Origin of the sequence: Paenibacillus sp. FSL K6-1330 (assembly GCF_037976825.1) — a bacterium.
GTDB lineage: Bacteria > Bacillota > Bacilli > Paenibacillales > Paenibacillaceae > Paenibacillus_AQ.
The window spans coordinates 6,184,607-6,199,095 of record NZ_CP150269.1; the positions used below are offsets into that span (position 1 = coordinate 6,184,607).

Genomic DNA, 14,489 nt, shown 5'->3' on the forward strand with positions numbered 1-14,489 from the left:
CTCCTCCTTGGTTATGGGTATGACCCGATTTCCTACGGGCTTGTTGTCCCATCTGCTCGATATGTTCGCTTTACGTCCGCACGTCGACTTGCGTTCGCATCCCACCCTGCTGCTGCCGGCAGCAAAAAAGCCCGCCATCTCTTCATATAAGAGACGACGGGCTAACACCCTCCGTGGTACCACTCTAATTGACGCGCCTCGTTCGCAGCCGTTCTGCCGCGACATATACACGTCCACTCACGTCCATGATCTCCTCATACCGGCCGGTCATAAAGAGAATGGACATCCTGATGACGGAGGAAACTCCGTAAGAGAGTATAGCTGCATTCATGGTCGTTGGTCTGTCTTGCTCCCTCACCGATGCGTGCTGTTCCCCTCTTCCGCTCCCGGGTGAGATTCAAAGCTTGCTGCCGCTGCGTTACACCAAACCCGCAGCTCTCTGTAGACAGCTCTCTTTTACTGCTCCCGTTCATCGCGTTTATTCGATATGCTGTTATGCAGAATCTCATGATATCCGGGACTTCACCGGGTATCCTGCCTCTTTTGCACTGGCTCGTTGTTATTGCCTACTTCTGCTTGATCAAAGCATTAACTGCCTAATAAGAATGCAAAAAAGCCTGCCATCTCTTATTCAAGAGACGACAGGCTATCCTATCGCGGTACCACTCTTGTTGACTCTAAGCTCCCGGGTTCAAGCTGTTCCCGGACCTTAAAGCCCCCTCCATCGCCAAATCACAAATGATTTGTACGCAGCCGTTCTCACGGAGGCCATCCCGTAACAAGGTCAAACTCCGCAATCAATCCATGCCTGATCGCACTTCATTGCGCAAGGTTCCCCTGCTCCGCTCCCAGGTGAGTTCAGGCCCCTCTCGTCTGCGTTGCACCGTCCCGCAGCTCTCTACATCCAAGGTTCACCTTACTGGTCCTGTTCTTTGCGTTTCAATATTCTGAAATTTGATCAAGATTATACGTCCTATATAAAGACGTGTCAAGACGTTTTAGCTTAATGGCTCCGCCCAAAGTTCCAGCGACATTTGCGGGTCGGCCTTCATATCGAGCGACGTAAAGCTCCCCTGCTTCCATTTCAAATGTGCCGCGGCAGCAATCATCGCTCCGTTATCGGTACAATACTGAAATGGCGGGATCGTCAGCAAAATCCCTTCCTGCTCGCAACGTTCAGCCAATGTTTTACGGAGCCCGCGATTAGCGGCAACACCACCGCACAGCAGCAACTGCTTGGCATCATATGCTCTGACCGCGCGAACCGCCTTTTCCACGAGCACTTCAACCACCGATTCCTGGAAACCCCGGGCTATCGCTTCCGTCCGGACTTCCTCTCCACGCATTTTGCTCTGATTGACGACATTTAATACAGCCGATTTCAGACCGCTGAAGCTAAAGTCATAGGAATCCGGCTCCAGCCATACACGGGGAAGCTCCACAACCTCTTCGGCCTCCAATGCCATACGGTCGACATGCGGGCCCCCGGGATACGGAAAGCCAAGCGCTCTGGCCACTTTGTCGTACGCTTCGCCAACTGCATCATCGCGCGTCCTGCCGATCAACTCAAAGCTGCCTTCGTCTTTCATGTAAACCAGCTCGGTGTGACCGCCGGAAACAACCAGTGCCATACAAGGGTAAGCGATATCGCCCACAAAGCGGTTGGCATAAATATGACCCGCAATATGATGCGTACCGATTAGCGGCTTGTCAAGCGCAAACGCCAGGCTTTTAGCAGCCATAACGCCAACGAGTAGCGCTCCGACCAGACCAGGCCCCTGCGTTACGGCGATCGCCGACAAATCCTTCATTTCAATGCCGGCCTCAGCTACGGCTTGTTCAATAATTAGCGTGATGCTCTCCACATGCTTGCGGGAAGCCACCTCGGGGACCACCCCGCCAAAAGCTTTATGCGTTTCAATCTGGCTGGCAATGACGCTGGACAAAACCTCGTAGCCATCCTTTACTACGGCAACCGAGGTTTCATCGCAGCTCGTTTCTATCGCCAATATGCAGCTGTGCTGCCGGTCTACTCTTTCTTCATTCATGATAGCCTTTGACTTCCTTCCTCGCCATCGTCCTCCCGATAAGGGGGCAGATCTGCCCACATGATGAGTGCGTCTTCCTGGTTATCGGAATAATACCCCTTCCGGACACCGGCTGGTTTAAACCCTTTTTTGGTATATAAGTGCTGGGCAACGTGATTGGATACCCGAACTTCCAGCGTCATTTTCTCCATTCCCATATAGGCAGCGGTCTTCATCAGTTCCGTAAGCAGTCGATCGCCCCACTTGCGTCCGCGGTACTGCTCCAGCAGCGCAATATTCGTAACGTGTGCTTCGTCAACGATCGTCCACATGCCCGCATATCCAACCGTCTTGCCTTCGTACTCCATAATCATATAACGTGCGAAATGATTCAGTTTCAGCTCATTGTGAAAAGCTTCCTCGGTCCAAGGCACGGTGAACGCTTCACGCTCCACCACGAGAACCTCCGGAATATCCTCCAGGGTCATCAACCGAAAGGACAAACCGTCTTCACCATTTACCGGCTTCTTCTGCTGATCCATGACGAATCCTACGCTCCCTTCACCGCTTACGCAGCAGGTTCGCTTCCGCTTCGGAAAGCTGTGTATAATTGGGCACCAGTGTATGCACATCATCCGCTTCCCCAGCGAGCAACCTGGCTGCTCCCAAGTACCCCATCCAGCGGCCTTCAAGCGAATACGGATGAATATGCAGCCCGTCTCCAAACCCAGGCTCAAGCCCGCGAGCGGTTTCGGCATGAAGCTCCACTTCCCCAGTAAACCAAAGGCAAATCGGGCGCTCCTCTTCAGGCAGCTTGCTGATCCGTTCCTGTATGGCCTCCACCCAGGATTGCATCAGGCGAATACCGTCTGCCTCCATACGTATCGGCGCATCCTCTTGGCTCTCTGAATCGGCAGCGAATAATGCCGTGTACACTTGTCCCCGTCTTGCATCCAGCAGCGGAATGACCCAGTGGACTCCCTTCTTCGGCTCGGCTTGATGCCATCCGGAGTTCAAGCCCCCCCATGCCAAGGCATGCAGGCTGGATACCCCGACAACCGGGATGTGATTAGCCCATGCCAATGTTTTGGCAGCCGTTACCGCAATCCGGATCCCCGTATAAGAACCCGGACCTACTCCTACGGCAATGCCGTCCATCTGGTCCATGCCGAGGCCTGCTTCCGCAAGCGCCTGTGCCATCACCGGGTGCAGATGCACCGAGTGGTTGCGGTCCGCATTCGTGTTCACTTCCGACAGCAGCTTGTCCTGCTCCATCACGGATACCGTCAGCGATGCCGTAGACGTATCCAGCGCCAAAAACCGCTGCTGCGGCTTCGTGTCATTGTTGTTCATTCCAGCTACCCCATTTTTCATTCAAATCCCGGCACCACTCGCCATAGGGCTCGCCCTGGCTTGAAAGTGTGATGATCCGGTTAGTTTCGCCTGTCGTTTCAAGCTGGACATGCAGATAACGCTCCGGCAAAAGTTCGGTGATCAGGCTGCTCCACTCCACGAGACAAACCCCTTCTCCAAAAAAGTACTCATCCAGCCCGAGCTCATCCGCTTCATCGATCGACAAACGGTACACATCCATATGGTAGAGCGGCAGACGCCCCTCATATTCTTTAATAATCGTAAATGTCGGGCTATTCACAACCCCGTTCACACCAAGGTGCCGTGCAAATTGTTGGGAAAATGCCGTTTTTCCTGCTCCAAGATCTCCGTCCAGGCCGATGACAGTCCCTGGCTCGGCCCTAGCGGCTAGCCAAGCAGCAAGCTGCTCCGTCTCTTCCAGACTGCTTGAACTCATTCGAAACCGGCCCTCCGTACGGCCATTGTTCACTGATAACCCACCCTTTACTTAGTTTGCCCATATCTTAAAATACTTGATCTTCATTATATCGGTCCTCCCAAGCCGCTGCAAGAACATGGGTTTCGCTTTTAAGTTTGGGATGAGAAAAGAAACGTCAACCCAGGTATCAAACACTGACACGATGTAGTCAAAGATCAAGCCTTATAGTTAAACCAGAACAAAGATAAACCATGATAAAAACCTTGAGGAGGATGACAATGAATATAACAAACATACCGAACACAGCCCCTTTTTCCGAAACAACTATAACTCCCTTTCACATTGAAATTCTGGATTCGGACCTGATTGATCTTAAGGAACGTTTGGCCCGTACTCGCTGGCCTGATGATCTGGAGGATAACCACTGGGATTATGGCACGCCGCTGTCTTACCTAAAGAAGCTATCAACTTATTGGAAGAATTCATATGACTGGCGTAAATATGAAGCCATGCTGAATGAATTTCCTCAATTCACGACCACCATCGATGGACAAAATATCCACTTCCTGCATGTTCGCTCCCCTGAGCCTGATGCACTGCCTCTAATCGTTACCCATGGCTGGCCAGGATCGATTGTAGAATTTATACATATGATTGAACCGCTCACCAACCCAGGCAAGTACGGTGGAAATCCGTCCGATGCATTTCATCTCGTGATCCCCTCCCTTCCAGGTTTCGGCTTCTCCGGGCATACAACGGAACGGGGATGGAACATCGAGCGAGTAGCTAGAGCGTGGGATGAATTAATGCGTCGCTTGGGCTATGAACGCTATGGAGCTCAAGGTGGAGATACCGGGTGTTTGGTTTCGGCTGAACTTGGCCGGATCGCTGCAGAGCGTATCATTGGCGTTCACTGTAATGGTTTGTCGGTGTTCCCAACCGGAGATCCTGCTGAAACCGAGAACCTTACGGCTGCAGAGCAGCTGCGCTATGGTGAATTAGCCGGTGGCGGATTTGACGGGTCCGGATATGCCGTCCTTCAAGCAACCAGACCGCAGACACTATCCTATGGCTTAACAGATTCCCCGGTTGGTCAGCTTGCATGGATTGTGGAGAAGTTTAAGGCATGGACAGATCCAACGGCAGATCTCCCTGAGGATGCGGTTGATCTCGATCTGCTTCTTACAAATGTCTCAATCTATTGGCTCACAGCTACAGCAGGCTCATCTGCAAGAATCTATAAAGAAAGCTCCAGTAATTGGGGAGCGCCAGCACCCTATTCCTCGGTGCCCACGGGCGTGGCGGTCTTCCCCAAGGACCTTTCCATTCGGAGCATGGCTCAGCGCCAGTACAACATCCTGCATTGGTCAGAATTCGACCGAGGCGGCCATTTCGCCGCATTGGAAGCTCCTGATTTGTTGGCTGATGATATCCGATTATTTTTCAGAGGGATTCGTTAACGACGTAGTCAACACAAACACACCTTATCCGGTTTCCAACGATATGGGACCCGTACAAGGTGTGTTTTTCGTGTTTATTAACTGATTAGACGGAGCTAAAGAGCCCCTACAATAAGCTATTCGCCTTCTTTCAGCCGGTCTACGTTCACAGTCAGTGTATTGGTCGGACGGGAACCAACCTGAACGGTGGCCATCCCGTTCTGCTGATCCACATGCTCGATCCACACGGACTCCCCTCCCAGGTTGACCTTGTAAGTATCCTTGGAGTTAAAAATCTCCACGGCTCTCTGTATCTCCATACGTTTAGTCCTCCTTCTCCATATTTCTTGGCGATTCGTCCACGACGTCCATCGTATCGGTTGTGGAAGGGCCGATCAGCCCGTTATCCAGGGTGACATTGCCTCCGCCAAGGCCTTCGTTGATCATCCGGTCAATATCGAACATCGTAGATTCCCGAGAGATCTCGCTCTCCTCCGAAGTTAGGCTGTTCCAATCCACCATCTCCCCGTTCACCGGTTCTGCAGCGGAATGATCCGAGGCTCTGTCCTTCTGTATCTCTTCAGACGTTTCGGTTTCTCTAGGCTCCATCATAACGAAAATTACCTCCTTATACAGGCAGAGTTCATCGTCAATATGCCACAAACGGGTTCTAATTATGCAATCCTGAGCTATAACTCATACTAGAGTCTTTTTTTGGGCACACTAATAGAGGTAGTACAAAAATTTATAGCAGTCGTTTATTGCGTTTACTACACGGTCATACCCAAACATATTAAAATTTGATAGGAGGTTTCATAGAATGCATACGGTATGGAAGGGCGCGATCAGCTTTGGTCTGGTGCACGTGCCCGTCAAAATGTTCTCGGCTACGGAAGATAAGGATATTTCGATGCGCTACATTCACAAGGAGTGCGGCAGCCCGCTCTCTTACATCCGCAAATGTCCGGTATGTGAAGAGGAAGTGGCCTGGGAGGAAATTACGAAGGGGTACGAATATGAGAAGGGGAAATTTGTACTGTTCGAGAAAGAAGAGTTGGAGCAGCTCGCGGAACAGAACAGCAAAAACATTACCATTCTGGACTTTGTGGATCTGACCGAAATTGACCCGATTTATTTTCAAAAGACGTACTATCTCTCGCCGGATCAAGCAGGTGCAAACGCATACCGGCTCCTGCTGGAAGCGATGAAGCAGTCAGGCAAAATCGGCATCGCCAAAATCGCAATTCGCTCGAAGAGCAGTCTGGCCGCGATCCGGGTGCTCGATGAATGCTTGTCGATCGAGACGATTTTCTACCCGGATGAGATCCGGCCGATCTCCCAGGTCCCGAATTTGCCTGAAAGAACCGAGGTCAACTCCAAGGAACTTGATATGGCCAAACTGCTGATTGACCAGCTGTCAACTCCCTTTGACCCAGAGAAATATACGGATGATTATCGCGAACGTCTGCTGGATCTGATCAACAGCAAAGTGTCCGGTGAAGAGATCAAGATTGCCCCTGCTCGTCAGGAGACCAACGTTGTCGATCTGATGGCTGCCCTCCAGGCAAGCATCGAAGCCGTAAAGCCAATCGGAACGGATCCAGGCACCAAACCGAAGCCGCGTAAACCAACCCGGAAGACAGCTGCCAAAGAACCGGCTGCCAAGGTCAGCGGCGGGGAAGGCGAGCTTGACGCACCGAAGCCGAAGCGCCGAACAACCAAATCCAAGAAATCCGACTCCACATCCTGATCCGTATGGGACAAATGCAGAATCTGCTGCCCAAAGAGCCGATGGCACCGATCTCGACGGATCAAATCACGACAGGCGAGGATTGGGGTTATCAGCTGAAATGGGACGGCGTGCGCATTCTGGCCGGACTTGACCAGAACCGCGTATCGTTATATTCCCGCAAGCTGCTCGATAAAACGTCTCTGTATCCCGAAGTCGTTCAGGCATTATCCGGCCTGCAGGATCGGCGTCTTCTTTTGGATGGCGAGGTTGTCTATTTTCATCCGGAGCTGGGTCGTCCCGTGTTTCAGAAGGTTCTTCAGCGGGAGCGTTCGCGTGCGATCAGCACGAATGCTCCTCTGTTTACTTATGTTCTCTTCGACATTCTGGTGGACGGCGACCAAGACTTGCGTAAGCTGCCCTATCTTGAACGTCACCACCGCCTGAAGGAAATCGTTTCCGACACACCGGGCCTGCTGACCGCGGATCTGTTTCTTGAAGGCGAGCATTTATGGAGTTGGGCCGAAGAACGGGGATGGGAGGGCATTGTGATGAAGCGCCTCTCCTCTCCTTATCGTGAAGGCAAGAAACATCGGGATTGGTACAAGAAAAAGATCGCCGTGAACATGACAGCCTCCGCCGTCGCCATGATTATCAGGGAAGGCCGTGTCGCCAGCCTCGTCATTGCCGATGACGACGGTAACTACATTGGCCGGGCTTCCCTGGGGCTTAATGAGCAGACGAAGAAGCGGCTGCTGCAATATGCCGAAAGCCATCGTGCTGATGCGATATGGAGTACGCTCCATACCGACCTGAAGAAAGAACAGCTGGCCTGGCTTAGCCAGCCGCTTTCCGTTCAGGTCACATTTCTTGAATGGAGTCAGGATGGCATGATGCGCCATCCCAAACTCGTATCGATTGAGGGGGTGTAAACCATATGGCTCGTACCGTCAAAGGGACCCTAATGATCGAGGGACAGGAGATTCAAATTACGAATCCCGACAAACCGCTATGGCCGGAAGTCGGCATTACTAAAGCGATGTATCTGCAAAAGCTTGCGGCCATCTCCCCGTTCCTGCTCCGGTACTGCCGGGGCAGACTGCTCACGACCATCCGGTATCCGCACGGGGCCGAGGGCGAATCCTTCTATCAGAAAAATGCGCCGGAGCCGCTGCCGCCTTTTGTGCAGACCTATGTGCACGAAAATATTAACTACGTGCTGCTCAACGGACTGCCGGAGCTGCTCTGGCTGGGGAACCTGGCAGCGCTTGAGTTTCACCCTTCACTACACCTTGCAGGCAGCAATCTGCCCTGCGAATGGATGATTGATCTGGATCCAACGCTGCCGGAGGAGCCGCGGATCATGGAGGCGACTGCGATTGTAGGGGACGTCCTGAGCTCCTTGGGCCTGTCCTCCGTCCCAAAAACCTCAGGAGCAACCGGGGTGCAGATCATCGTGCCGATTCCGGAAGGCATTACGTTCGATGAACTTCGCACGGTCGGCCAATTCGTGGGGCAGTATGTAACCGAGAAGTTCCCCAAGCTGTTCACCATCGAACGACTTAAGAAGAATCGCGGCGATAAAATCTATTTCGATTATCTTCAACACTACAGCGGAAGGACGCTCGCCGCTCCGTATACCCCACGGGCCCGACGGCTGGGGACCGTCTCCACGCCGCTCACTTGGGATGAGGTCCGTCAGGATGTTTCTCCCACGGATTTTCATCTGCTGAACATTGAAGAACGGCTAAGAGAGAAGGGCGACCTGCTTCAGACCTTGTCTCCGCAACCGATCGAGAACGTCATCCGACATCTGAAGCCCCAAGGTAAGGGAGCCTCAAAAAGGAAAGGATAGCTGTTCAACATCCGGCATTAGCTCCTCACCGGAGACCGGCGCTGCCGGTTGTGGCAGCTTCCTTGGCTGTGCAGGAGCAACCAAGTCCCCCACTGAAAGAAGGTGATCGCGAGCGCCTTCCACCTGCGTCCCGTTCTGTTGAGAAGTCACGCTTTCGATCGCCCCAGCCTTGCTCACGGCAGCAGCCGATGCCTCCGAGGTCAGTCCATTCAGCTCATATTCATTCAGCAGCCTGGCTGCCATCGATTTGAAGGAACGCACGTAATGCTCTTCGGCATATGCGCCCTGTCCATATAACTCGCGGTAAGGCTGAACCACTTCGGGAAACTGGTGTTTAAGTGTTTCGATATACCATTTCTTCACGTCGCGCGAGAGTCTCAGTAACGAGATCATGGCAAAGGAAACGCCCCTTACCTTCGCCTGCGACAGGAGATCCTTCAGTTCCGACTCCTTATCCGTCAAAAAGGGCAGCACAGGCGCCACAAACAAGCCCGTTCTTATGCCTGCAGCCGATAATCGGTGAATCGTATCGAGCCTGCCCTCCGGATGAGGCGATGCCGGCTCCAGCTTCCGGATGATGTCCCCATTCAGCGTGTTGAGACTTATGTTAACGGACACATTCTCCATTCGGGTCAATATGTCCATATCTCTGAGCACGAGCGGAGAGCGCGTTGTAATGCTTGTGGAGATGCGGTATTTAGCAAGCAGCTTCAAACACTCCCTCGTAATGCCCTCCTTGCTCTCGATCGGCTGGTATGGATCGGTTGCCGTACCGATCGTAACCTGTCCAATAAATCTGCGCATCGCTTCAATATCATGATCAAACTTCCTCGCTGCACTCGATAACTGCTTCTCCAGCGCTTCGGCTGCATTCGACTTCATAAAGATATGGTGCTGAAACTCATCCTCCGCCCCCATGCCGATAAAGGATTGGAACGCACGGGCATAACAAAAGCTGCAGCCATGCCCGCATCCGCGGTACGGATTGATGGACCAATCGAAGGGCATCCTCTCTTCCTTCACTCTGTTTAAAGTCTGTTTGGTAGTTATCCGTTCATATAACGTACGAGCCACTCCTCTTCCTCCCCTCTGATCCTTTACTGCTGTATGTTGAACTATTTCATATTTTAACAAACATGTGTTCTTATTATAAGTGGATTTTACTGGATTTACAAATAAACCTCCAGCAACACCTTATACGAAAAGGTTGAACCCGGTCCAATTGTTATTTATAATTAATATATATATATCATGTGATATGTATCGACTGTTTCACATATAAATAATCTAAGGAGTTGCAGACAGCAATGGCACCAAAAACGAAGTTCACCAAACAAGATATCGTGCTAGCCGCATTTGACATTGCTCAGACGGATGGAATCGAGTCCATTACGATTCGAAAAGTAGCCGAACGACTGGGCAGCTCCATCGCGCCAATCTATGTCAATTTCAACGATGCTGAAGAACTGGTTCAACAGGTCGTCGAAAAGGCCTTTCAGGTGGCCAGAGGGTTGATTGCAGAGCAGCAATCCGGTCAGCCGTTCCGGGATATCGGCATGGCAAGTCTGCGATTTGCGAAGGAATACCCTGTACTCTACCGGGATTTGATCATGAAGAACAATCCCCATATGAAGAATACCCCGGAACAAATTCGTGAGGTTATCGGGTTAATGAAGTTGGACCCGGAGCTTGCGGGATTTTCTGATCAGGAACTGCAATCGATTTTTTTGAAAATGCAAACCTTTCAGACAGGTCTCTGTGTCATGCTAGCCAATGATTTGTTCACCGAGAGCGTGGATGACGACAGGATGATCCATATGATGGACGAAGCCGCTGAGGATTTCATTCGTGCCGCTCGTTTGCGGAAACAGCAAGAGACATGAATCTGCATAAGGTATCGATAAATTAGGATCCATGGGAGGTATATGGAGAATGGGAAGAGCCCTGGAGCAGTCGCTTCTGGATAAATGGTTGGCTCAGATCGCCAATAAAAGAAATGTGTTTAGCACGGTTTTGTGCGTCGAGGACCAGAAGCAATCACTCTCCCTTGTCAGCAGCGGCGGGGAGATGCAGACTGAGGACCGCTATTTCATTGCCAGCGTGACTAAATTGTATGTGACAGCCGTAATCTTGAAGTTACGAGCGGAGCAGCGGCTTGGGCTCGATGATCCCATCAGCGAGTACCTTTCAAAAGAGATCATCGCGGGACTCCATATGATGGAGAACAGGGATTACACCGAAGAAATTACCGTCAAACAGTTAATGTCCAATACGTCAGGCATCCCGGACTATTTTTCAGGAGACGTCTTCTCGGAGCTCATCGCCGGGCATGATCAGGCTTGGAGTCTGGACAAAACATTGAATGCAGCGAGACGGCGAAAGCCTAAATTCATACCGGGACAGCAGAAAAAAGCCCAATATTCCGACACCAACTATCGGCTGCTTGGGCTGATCATCGAGAATATCAAGGGTGACTCCATTCAGAGCGTATTCAAGGAATACATCTTCGACAAGCTGAATCTGACACAGACGTATTTCTATCATAACCCGGAGGATACGACTCCTGTTCCATTCTATTATAAGAAGAAGCGTTTGGACCTTCCGCAGTATATGGCGTCAATCGGAGCGGAAGGCGGTATCGTCTCAACGGCAAGGGAAACGATGATTTTCCTGCGGGCCTTTTTTAATGGGGAGTTGTTTCCGATAGGTGATTTGGTGGAACTCCAAAGAGAATGGAATTTTCTCTGGGCACCTGGCCCCTTTTTCTATGGCACCGGCATTTCAAGACAGCCGCTTTCTCCATTTGGCTTGAGACGAGGACTCATCGGTCACTGGGGTCAATCCGGCGCCTTTGCCTTCCATCACCCTGAATCAGGACTTTATTTCACCGGAACCGTTAACCAGGCTATCGGTCAATCTGCGGCTGTGCAGGCGATGGCAAGAATCATTCGTCAATATGGACGGGAAAAAAAGGCACTTCGCTTGCACGCAGATGTCCCTTAACAAAAAAATGTTCCACCCGTGTTAACTCTCAACATGGGTGGAACATCGGAATATTGGTGCATTAATGAATGGCCTTCTTCTTAAAGCGGCCGCCCTTCACGTCATGGATATTCCCGATGGCAACAAAAGCCTGGGAATCCCAATCTTCTACGATGGATTTGAGCTTCGCTTCTTCCAGACGGGTAATGACAACAAAGATAACTTTCTTGCTGTCGCCGGAATAAGCGCCCTCTCCCTCCAGATAGGTTACACCGCGCCCAAGACGTTGGGTCAGCGCATCACCGATCTCCTTATGCTTATCACTGATAATCCAAACCGATTTGGATTGATCAATGCCTTCAATTGTAATATCAATCAGTTTAAACGCCAGGTAATAAGCAATCAGCGAGTACATGGCATGATCCCAACCGAAAATAAATCCTGCGCTGCCAAGAATAAATACGTTAATGAACATCACGATTTCACCGACAGAAAACGGCGTCTTTTTGTTGATCAGAATAGCCACGATTTCCGTTCCGTCCAAGGAGCCGCCGGACCGGATAACAAGACCAACCCCGATTCCGAGTAGAACGCCGCCGAACACGGCCGCAAGCAGCGGATCAATGGTGATCGGATCCACGGGATGTAGAAAATAAGTTCCAATGGACATGATCACGACGGCGAACAGCGTGGATAATGCAAAGGTTTTCCCAATTTGTTTATATCCCATAAATAAAAATGGAAGGTTGAACAAGGTCAGGAATACACCTAGCGGAACATTGGTGATATGGGAAACCATAATGGATACACCGGTAATGCCTCCGTCAATAATTCTGTTGGGTACCAGAAAGATCTCCAGCCCTACTGCCATCAATACCGCACCGAAAGTTAAGAACACCAGACGACGGAGAAGCTTCAAGGTGGTTGAGCCTGCCTTGGGATTCTCCGGCTTCTGCTGCTCCGCTTTCACTTGCGCAAGAATCTTCACATCACTTGACATAAATCTCCCCCGTTCAACTTATGAAAAATAAGCTAATTTATATTTATAAGTGAAACTCTTATAAATATTCTATCATATAATAAATGCTGGACATAGAACTTTCAGGTTTCTTCCTGAATTTCACTTGCCCTTTCAACACTCTTACACCTGATGTAAGATGTTACACTTATAGTAAGGGTGACAGCATCCTGCATAAAATTTCGGCTGCTTTCTGCCATCTTCCGCGCTGACGAAACCTCTCCGCATCAATCTGCCTGCTCTGTTTGAGATCCTCCTTAAAATCCGCAACCAACTGTTCTATCGGCAGTTGATCAAACAGTACGGCTGTCAGCTCAAAATTACAGAAGAAACTCCGCATATCCATATTCGCCGTACCGACCGAACCGAGAAGTTCGTCCACAATGAGCACCTTGGCATGGATGAATCCTTTTTCATACTCGTAGAAGGTAACTCCAGCTGCCAGCAGCTCTTCTACGTAGGACAAGCTTGCCATCTTCACAAAACGGGAATCGGCACGATCCGGAATAATGATCCGTACATCCACACCGCTCACCGCTGCCGTCTTCAGCGCCTCATATATCCCTTCATCGGGAATGAAGTACGGCGTTGTGATCCATATCCGTTCCTTGGCTACGGAAATCGCCCCGAAGCACATCTCCTGAATGGCATTCCAGCTCAGATCCGGTCCGCTGCTCAAAATTTGTATTTGCTCATCCCCGGTGCATTGATGCTCCGGGAACAGCCCGAAATCCGCAATACGCTCCCCGGAAGCAAGCTTCCAGTCGTGCAGAAACACATTTTGCAAGAAATAGACTGCATCCCCCTTTACTTCCAGATGCGTATCGCGCCAGTAGCCCATTTTCGGATATTCGCCCAGATAGTCGTCCCCGACGTTAATCCCGCCAAGAAAACCGATCGTGCCATCCACTACAACGATTTTACGGTGATTCCGGTAATTGATTCTGCGGCTGAACATCGAAACCATGGCGGGCAGGAAGAAATAGAACTCCACTCCCGATTCCTTAAACCGCTGAATGAACGTTTTCTTGAGTTTGTAACTGCCAAGCCCGTCACAAACCAGACGTACCTTGACGCCTTCCCGTGCCTTTCGAATCATGACATCCTGAAACTTCGTGCCGATCCGGTCATGACGAAAGATATAGAACTCCACATGAATATGATCTTTGGCCTGCTCCATCGCGCTCAGCATGGCAGCGTAAGTCTCTTTCCCATCCGTCAACACTCGGCTCTGATTACACCCTGTAATCGGACTCTCCGACAAGTGATTAAGCAGATTGAACAAACGATCATTGTGATGAAATCCGGCATTGTTCATATCTTCCTTGTGCCGAACAACGGCGGCCCGATCCCATAGGTGCCCCCTGAGTTCCTGAAACAGTCTGGAGCCCCGCTTGCGAATCTTCAACCGCTTCTGATAGTCCCTCGCCACAAAGAAATAGAGTACAAACCCGATCAATGGGAGGCAAAATAAAATAAACAGCCACGCCACGGCCTTGGACGGATTCCGAAACTCCAGCAACAGCACTGCAACCATCTGCAAAATAAAAGTAATAAGTGCAACCAGAAGCCATACCATATCGACAGCCTCCTCAGCATGAATAATAGTCGTATTTTGAACCGAATAACTACACTACATCATTGACC

General features: G+C 50.8%; 15 protein-coding genes and 1 other annotated feature. Of the genes, 6 read left to right on the forward strand and 9 right to left on the reverse strand.

From position 1 onward, the window contains the following. Window positions 1-146 precede the first annotated feature (146 nt). Window positions 147-482, reverse strand: a binding site (T-box leader). A gap of 516 nt (window positions 483-998) precedes the next feature. From tsaD to tsaE, 4 genes are read right to left on the reverse strand one after another with little or no spacing between them, the layout of a single operon-like run. Further along, window positions 999-2,048: a tRNA (adenosine(37)-N6)-threonylcarbamoyltransferase complex transferase subunit TsaD gene (tsaD, locus tag NYE54_RS28195; RefSeq protein WP_339267805.1), complete on the reverse strand. Its 1,050-nt coding sequence runs from the start codon at window positions 2,046-2,048 to the stop codon at window positions 999-1,001. Continuing rightward, window positions 2,045-2,569 (reverse strand): ribosomal protein S18-alanine N-acetyltransferase, encoded by a 525-nt coding sequence (rimI, locus tag NYE54_RS28200; protein WP_339267807.1) that lies wholly within the window; start codon window positions 2,567-2,569, stop codon window positions 2,045-2,047. Before rimI ends, tsaD begins: the two co-directional genes overlap by 4 nt. 19 nt (window positions 2,570-2,588) lie before the next feature. Beyond that, on the reverse strand, window positions 2,589-3,380 hold the full coding sequence (gene tsaB, locus NYE54_RS28205; protein ID WP_339267809.1) for a tRNA (adenosine(37)-N6)-threonylcarbamoyltransferase complex dimerization subunit type 1 TsaB: 792 nt from the start codon (window positions 3,378-3,380) through the stop codon (window positions 2,589-2,591). Further along, the gene (gene tsaE, locus NYE54_RS28210; RefSeq protein ID WP_339267811.1) at window positions 3,367-3,837 is read right to left on the reverse strand and encodes a tRNA (adenosine(37)-N6)-threonylcarbamoyltransferase complex ATPase subunit type 1 TsaE; all 471 of its coding nucleotides are present in this window, start codon (window positions 3,835-3,837) and stop codon (window positions 3,367-3,369) included. The genes tsaB and tsaE overlap by 14 nt, the downstream gene beginning before the upstream one ends. Window positions 3,838-4,097: 260 nt before the next feature. Here tsaE and NYE54_RS28215 point away from each other — a divergent pair, with 260 nt between their 5' ends. Further along, the gene (locus tag NYE54_RS28215; protein WP_339267813.1) at window positions 4,098-5,279 is read left to right on the forward strand and encodes an epoxide hydrolase family protein; all 1,182 of its coding nucleotides are present in this window, start codon (window positions 4,098-4,100) and stop codon (window positions 5,277-5,279) included. Window positions 5,280-5,395: 116 nt separating this feature from the next. On the opposite strand, the gene NYE54_RS28220 is transcribed toward NYE54_RS28215, so the two are convergent. Next, complete coding sequence (locus tag NYE54_RS28220) at window positions 5,396-5,578, reverse strand: H-type small acid-soluble spore protein (RefSeq protein WP_076324721.1); 183 nt, start codon at window positions 5,576-5,578, stop codon at window positions 5,396-5,398. A 4-nt stretch (window positions 5,579-5,582) separates the two neighbouring features. Further along, window positions 5,583-5,870 (reverse strand): hypothetical protein, encoded by a 288-nt coding sequence (locus NYE54_RS28225; protein ID WP_215157765.1) that lies wholly within the window; start codon window positions 5,868-5,870, stop codon window positions 5,583-5,585. 208 nt (window positions 5,871-6,078) lie between these two features. Here NYE54_RS28225 and NYE54_RS28230 point away from each other — a divergent pair, with 208 nt between their 5' ends. From NYE54_RS28230 to ligD, 3 genes are read left to right on the forward strand one after another with little or no spacing between them, the layout of a single operon-like run. Further along, the gene (locus tag NYE54_RS28230) at window positions 6,079-7,008 is read left to right on the forward strand and encodes a Ku protein (protein ID WP_098748766.1); all 930 of its coding nucleotides are present in this window, start codon (window positions 6,079-6,081) and stop codon (window positions 7,006-7,008) included. A 14-nt stretch (window positions 7,009-7,022) separates the two neighbouring features. After that, on the forward strand, window positions 7,023-7,919 hold the full coding sequence (locus NYE54_RS28235; RefSeq protein WP_237566597.1) for a DNA ligase: 897 nt from the start codon (window positions 7,023-7,025) through the stop codon (window positions 7,917-7,919). Window positions 7,920-7,924: 5 nt separating this feature from the next. Then, entirely contained in the window at window positions 7,925-8,842 is a 918-nt protein-coding gene (ligD, locus tag NYE54_RS28240) for a non-homologous end-joining DNA ligase (protein ID WP_339267817.1), read from the forward strand. Here the strand turns inward: ligD and NYE54_RS28245 are convergent. Further along, the gene (locus NYE54_RS28245) at window positions 8,825-9,916 is read right to left on the reverse strand and encodes a radical SAM protein (RefSeq protein ID WP_339267819.1); all 1,092 of its coding nucleotides are present in this window, start codon (window positions 9,914-9,916) and stop codon (window positions 8,825-8,827) included. The two genes, ligD and NYE54_RS28245, sit on opposite strands and share 18 nt — an antisense overlap. A gap of 233 nt (window positions 9,917-10,149) precedes the next feature. On the opposite strand from NYE54_RS28245, the gene NYE54_RS28250 reads away from it, so the two are divergent. After that, window positions 10,150-10,725 (forward strand): TetR/AcrR family transcriptional regulator, encoded by a 576-nt coding sequence (locus NYE54_RS28250; RefSeq protein WP_339267821.1) that lies wholly within the window; start codon window positions 10,150-10,152, stop codon window positions 10,723-10,725. Window positions 10,726-10,774: 49 nt separating this feature from the next. Further along, window positions 10,775-11,845 carry a serine hydrolase domain-containing protein gene (locus tag NYE54_RS28255; protein ID WP_339267822.1) on the forward strand — a complete coding sequence of 357 codons (1,071 nt, stop codon included), beginning with the start codon at window positions 10,775-10,777 and terminating at the stop codon, window positions 11,843-11,845. A gap of 61 nt (window positions 11,846-11,906) precedes the next feature. Here NYE54_RS28255 and NYE54_RS28260 read toward each other — a convergent pair whose 3' ends face one another. Further along, window positions 11,907-12,824, reverse strand: a complete 918-nt coding sequence (locus NYE54_RS28260) for a YitT family protein (RefSeq protein ID WP_076324728.1) — start codon at window positions 12,822-12,824, stop codon at window positions 11,907-11,909. Between the two features lie 166 nt (window positions 12,825-12,990). Further along, window positions 12,991-14,421, reverse strand: a complete 1,431-nt coding sequence (gene cls, locus NYE54_RS28265; protein WP_339267824.1) for a cardiolipin synthase — start codon at window positions 14,419-14,421, stop codon at window positions 12,991-12,993. Window positions 14,422-14,489 lie beyond the last annotated feature (68 nt).